Origin of the sequence: Stenotrophomonas maltophilia, assembly GCF_013464485.1 — a bacterium.
GTDB lineage: Bacteria > Pseudomonadota > Gammaproteobacteria > Xanthomonadales > Xanthomonadaceae > Stenotrophomonas > Stenotrophomonas maltophilia_AW.
In genome coordinates this window covers 1-4,129 of record NZ_RAUX01000008.1, presented here as the reverse complement: position 1 = coordinate 4,129, position 4,129 = coordinate 1, and the positions used below count along the sequence as shown (strand labels likewise).

General features: G+C 66.4%; 5 protein-coding genes. 3 read left to right on the top strand and 2 right to left on the bottom strand.

The features are described from left to right. The first annotated feature begins 89 nt into the window (after positions 1 to 89). Together D7Y61_RS03610 and D7Y61_RS03605 are read left to right on the top strand one after the other, a co-directional pair. Positions 90 to 1,145 (top strand): sensor histidine kinase, encoded by a 1,056-nt coding sequence (locus D7Y61_RS03610; RefSeq protein WP_180865106.1) that lies wholly within the window; start codon positions 90 to 92, stop codon positions 1,143 to 1,145. Further along, positions 1,138 to 1,779, top strand: coding sequence for a response regulator transcription factor (locus D7Y61_RS03605; RefSeq protein ID WP_180865105.1), 642 nt, complete (start codon positions 1,138 to 1,140; stop codon positions 1,777 to 1,779). The genes D7Y61_RS03610 and D7Y61_RS03605 overlap by 8 nt, the downstream gene beginning before the upstream one ends. Positions 1,780 to 1,925: 146 nt before the next feature. Here D7Y61_RS03605 and D7Y61_RS03595 read toward each other — a convergent pair whose 3' ends face one another. Beyond that, a complete protein-coding gene (locus D7Y61_RS03595) occupies positions 1,926 to 3,098 on the bottom strand; it encodes a low temperature requirement protein A (protein ID WP_180865103.1) in 1,173 nt (390 codons plus the stop codon). A gap of 9 nt (positions 3,099 to 3,107) precedes the next feature. After that, positions 3,108 to 3,374: a hypothetical protein gene (locus D7Y61_RS03590; RefSeq protein WP_180865101.1), complete on the bottom strand. Its 267-nt coding sequence runs from the start codon at positions 3,372 to 3,374 to the stop codon at positions 3,108 to 3,110. A gap of 202 nt (positions 3,375 to 3,576) precedes the next feature. On the opposite strand from D7Y61_RS03590, the gene D7Y61_RS03585 reads away from it, so the two are divergent. Continuing rightward, a complete protein-coding gene (locus tag D7Y61_RS03585; protein WP_180865099.1) occupies positions 3,577 to 4,101 on the top strand; it encodes an RNA polymerase sigma factor in 525 nt (174 codons plus the stop codon). Positions 4,102 to 4,129 lie beyond the last annotated feature (28 nt).

The following is a 4,129-nucleotide window of genomic DNA, read 5'->3' as shown; positions in this document are numbered from 1 at the left end:
CCCCCCCCCACAAGAGCACGCCGACCCAGATCGGCATCCACCGATGCCGCCTTTGCTATCCTTTCCCCCCACGCCAGGGAGCCGTCCCGATGCCATCGCTGCCGACTCGCCGCCCGCTGGCGCTGCTGGTCCTGATCGTCGTGATGGCGGCGATCTTCCTGATCGACACCGTCACCGATTACGCCGTGGCGGCGGCCTGCTTCTACGCGGCGGTAATCCTTGCCGCATCACGCGTGCTCAACGCGCGCGGGCTGATTACCCTGGCCATCGCCTGCATCGCACTGACCGCACTGAGCTTCTTCCTGACCCGTTTCGGCACGTACCGTATCGGCCTGGTCAATTCGGTGATTGGCATGCTGGTGATCGGCACCACCACCTACCTCGCCCTGAACATGGAGGCGGCCAAGGCCGCCGTGCAGGAGGCGCAGGGACGTCTGCTGCGGGTCGCGCGCGCCTCCACCGTGGGCGAGCTGACCACCTCCATCGCCCATGAAGTGAACCAGCCACTGGCGGCGATCGCCACCAGCGCCGAAGCATGCCAACGATGGCTCGCCCAGGATCCACCCAACGTGGACAAGGCACGGCAGACCGTCGCCCGCATCCTCGCCGATGCGCACCGTGCCGGTGACGTGATCGCCCGCATCCGCGGGTTGACCCAGGGCGCCGCACCCGAACGACGTGCATTCGACCTGAACCATGCAGTGGAGGAAATGCTCGCGCTCTCGCGCAGCGAACTGGACCAGCACGGCGTGGCCGTGGCGCTGCTGCTGGATGCCGATCTACCTCCCGTGCGGGCCGACCGCGTGCAGGTGCAGCAGGTGATCGGCAATCTGATCCTCAATGCGGTGGATGCGATGGAGTCCGTCCCCGCTGCCGACCGACGCTTGTCACTGCTGACCCGGCGTGACGGCCAGCGGGTCAGTCTCAGCGTTCGCGACCGCGGTGTCGGCTTGCCCGCCGATCATCCCGAGCGTGTATTCGATGCCTTCTGGACCACCAAATCACACGGACTGGGGCTGGGCCTCAGCCTGAGTCGTTCGATGATCGAAGCCAATGAGGGCCAGATCCGCGCCGAACGCCCGGCCGGCGGTGGCGCCTGCTTCGTCTTCGACCTGCCCATCACCCCGGACACCCACCATGCGTAAGCCAACAGCCGCTGCTGCCGAGCCGGCCCCCATCGTCTACGTGGTCGACGACGATCCATCGGTGCGCGCCGCACTGGAAGACCTGCTTGCCTCGATGGGCCTTCAGGTGCGGGCGTTCGCTTCCACCCAGGCCTTCCTCGAACACGAACTGGAAGATGCACCGGCCTGCCTGGTGCTGGACGTGCGCATGCCCGGCCAGAGTGGGCTGGAGTTCCATCGCACGATGGGCAGTCACGGCCTGCAGCTGCCCGTGGTGTTCATCACCGGTCACGGCGACATCGCGATGGGCGTCAATGCAATCAAGGACGGCGCCATCGAGTTCCTGACCAAGCCGTTCCGCGATCAGGAGCTGCTGGATGCGATCCACAAGGGCATCGAGATCGACCGCCAGCGCCGCCGCGACGGCGAGGCACTCGAGGCCCTGCAGCAGCGCTGGAACACTCTGAATCCCGGCGAACGTGACGTGGTGGATGGTGTGGTGCGTGGCCGGCTCAACAAGCAGATCGCCGGCGACCTGGGGGTCAGCGAGATCACAGTGAAGGTTCGCCGTGCGCAGGTGATGCGCAAGATGGGCGCACGCACCCTGGTGGATCTGGTACGCATGTATGACCGCCTGCAGGCAGACAGCGCTTGAATCCGCGCCCTGTCTATTCCGGCTCCGGCAGCGCATAGATCAACCGGTAGTCGTGGCGGCCTTCACTGATGGTGATCTCCAGTGTGCCGCTCAGACCGAGCCGTCCTTCACTGCCCGAATCCTGCATTCTGCTCCCCCTCGTCGGTTCATGCGCGCTGCAAGCGACGTTTCAACCGCGTATCCATCAACCCCACCGCCAGCAGCACCGCACTGGTCAGCCAGCCGGCAGCCAGCAGATGGGCATGCGGCAAGACCACGCCCAGCGCGACCAGTGCCACGGCACCGATCAGATGCGAATACGGGGCATGCCCGTACACAATCCGCTTGTACAACGCGCTGCCGAGCAGGTAGATCAACGGACCGGCTGCCAGCACTGCGGCGTAGGCCGGGGTCACCGCCTCGCCAGGATGATCCATGACCAGATCATTGCCGACCGCGGTGGCGATGATGCCGGCGATCAACAGCGCGTGCACGTAGTGGAAGTTGGCCCCCATCCGTCCGGGGTCCTCGGAATGCGTGATCGCCGCGGTGGCATCGCGGCTGGAGATGCCGAAATAAAGCCACCACATGGCGATGGTGCCGGCGAAGGTGGCCAGCACCGCCGAGACCACATCGCCGCTCCAGTGCTCGACCTCGCTGAGCACGCCGCCAGTGGCCAGCAACGTCTCACCCAGGGCGACGATGACGAACAACTGGCATCGCTCGGCCAGGTGCCCGCCTTCGATGGTCCATTCACGGGTGTGTGAACGGCCCAGCCCCGGAAACGCAAAACCGAACATCGGCGAGACATACTCGCACGCGACCGCCACTGCCCACAGCGCCAGCCGCGCGTTGCCCTCGGCCGCAGCGCCGGCCAGCCAGAAGCAGGCCGAGACGCTCACCCACGCCAGCATGCGGCGGAAATTGGGCGCCAGCGGATGGTTGCGGCCAACCTCCAGCAGGACGAACACCGTGCGCCCGACCTGCATGGTGGCGTACGCCCCCGCAAACACCCAGGCGCGATCAGCAAAGGCCCCGGGAATGGACGAGGACATCAGCAGCGCCAGCAGCATGGTGACGAACAGCAGGGCGCGGATGCGTGGCGCCTCCGGATCGAACCAGTTGCTGACCCAGCAGGCATATTGCCAACCCAGCCACACCGCGAACCACAGCACCAGCGTCTGCAGCACGCCGGCCAGGTCCAGGTGATGCAGCAGGTGGTGGCTGAGCTGGGTCACTGCAAAGACGTAGACCAGATCGAAGAACAGCTCTTCGTAGGTCACGCGGGCGTGGTGGCCATCGCGCTCGCGCAGGGCGGGCAGTCGCAGTCGTGTGCTCATGGCCATCCTTCAGCGTGCCAGGCGCCAGTACAGCAATCCGGCCAACAGCGCCGGCACCGCAAACACCAGCAGCAGGATCGGCAGTTCCTCGCGGACCGTGTAGCCCGCCTTGCTCACGCCTACCCACATGTTGGCTACCGTCACCAGCAGCCAGGTGGCGATGAACGCCATCAGGGCCGTGGACAGCTGCGACTGGCCTACGCTCCACAGCCGCCCGAACAGCAGGAATACCCCCAACAGCAGCACCCCGCCCACCATCACCAGAAGTACATGCATGGTCCACGTCCTCGAGCCCGCAGGCAGGCTAGCCTGCCGCCGATTCTGCGTTCCAGCCGATGATCGTGATTTCACCTTCCAGCCCGACCGAACAATTCCGGGCATCCCTCGCATGGCAAATGCGAACCGTTCCCATTAGTATTGCAGCAGTGCGCAGGGATGCCCTCCCWGCGCCCCCCCCTCGCCCTTGTTGCCGGTCCGGATGCCCCAGCTGCCCTCCCCCCACCCGCCCGCGCTGCCGCTGGTGTCCTCACTGGCGCGCCATTACGAGGAGCTGGTGGAGTATCTGCGCCGCCGCTTCCGCTCGCAGGGATTGGCCCGGGAAGTCGTGCACGATGTCTGCGTGCGGCTGCTCGAGCGCCCCGTCGCGCACGATGCACGGCAACCCATCGCGCTGCTGCGGAGGATCGCGCACGACGCTGCCGTGGATCGTTGCCGCGCTGAAGATCTGCGCCGGCACTGGGTGGAAGCACGTGCCGAATTGCCCGACGACGCATGCCCGCGCCCAGGGCCCGATCAGCTGGCCCAGAGCCAGCAGGCATTCGGTCGGCTGAGTGCCACCATCGAACGCATGCCATGCCGGCGCCAGCAGGTCTTCGTCCTGCACAAGATCCATGAACTACCACAGGCTGAAGTCGCGCAGCGCATGGGCATCGGCCTGAAAGCGGTTGAACGCCACCTGCGGCTGGCCATGGCCGACTGCCGCCAGCAGGGCGCACTGCAATGAGCCCTGCACCCACGCCCCCCCSGCCCCC

Bases quoted from the DNA above. Each gene is read 5' to 3' on its own strand.
- D7Y61_RS03610 (WP_180865106.1), top strand. From the start codon at position 90: ATGCCATCGCTGCCGACTCGCCGCCCGCTGGCGCTGCTGGTCCTGATC.
- D7Y61_RS03605 (WP_180865105.1), top strand. From the start codon at position 1,138: ATGCGTAAGCCAACAGCCGCTGCTGCCGAGCCGGCCCCCATCGTCTAC.
- D7Y61_RS03595 (WP_180865103.1), bottom strand. From the start codon at position 3,098: ATGAGCACACGACTGCGACTGCCCGCCCTGCGCGAGCGCGATGGCCAC.
- D7Y61_RS03590 (WP_180865101.1), bottom strand. From the start codon at position 3,374: ATGCATGTACTTCTGGTGATGGTGGGCGGGGTGCTGCTGTTGGGGGTA.
- D7Y61_RS03585 (WP_180865099.1), top strand. From the start codon at position 3,577: ATGCCCCAGCTGCCCTCCCCCCACCCGCCCGCGCTGCCGCTGGTGTCC.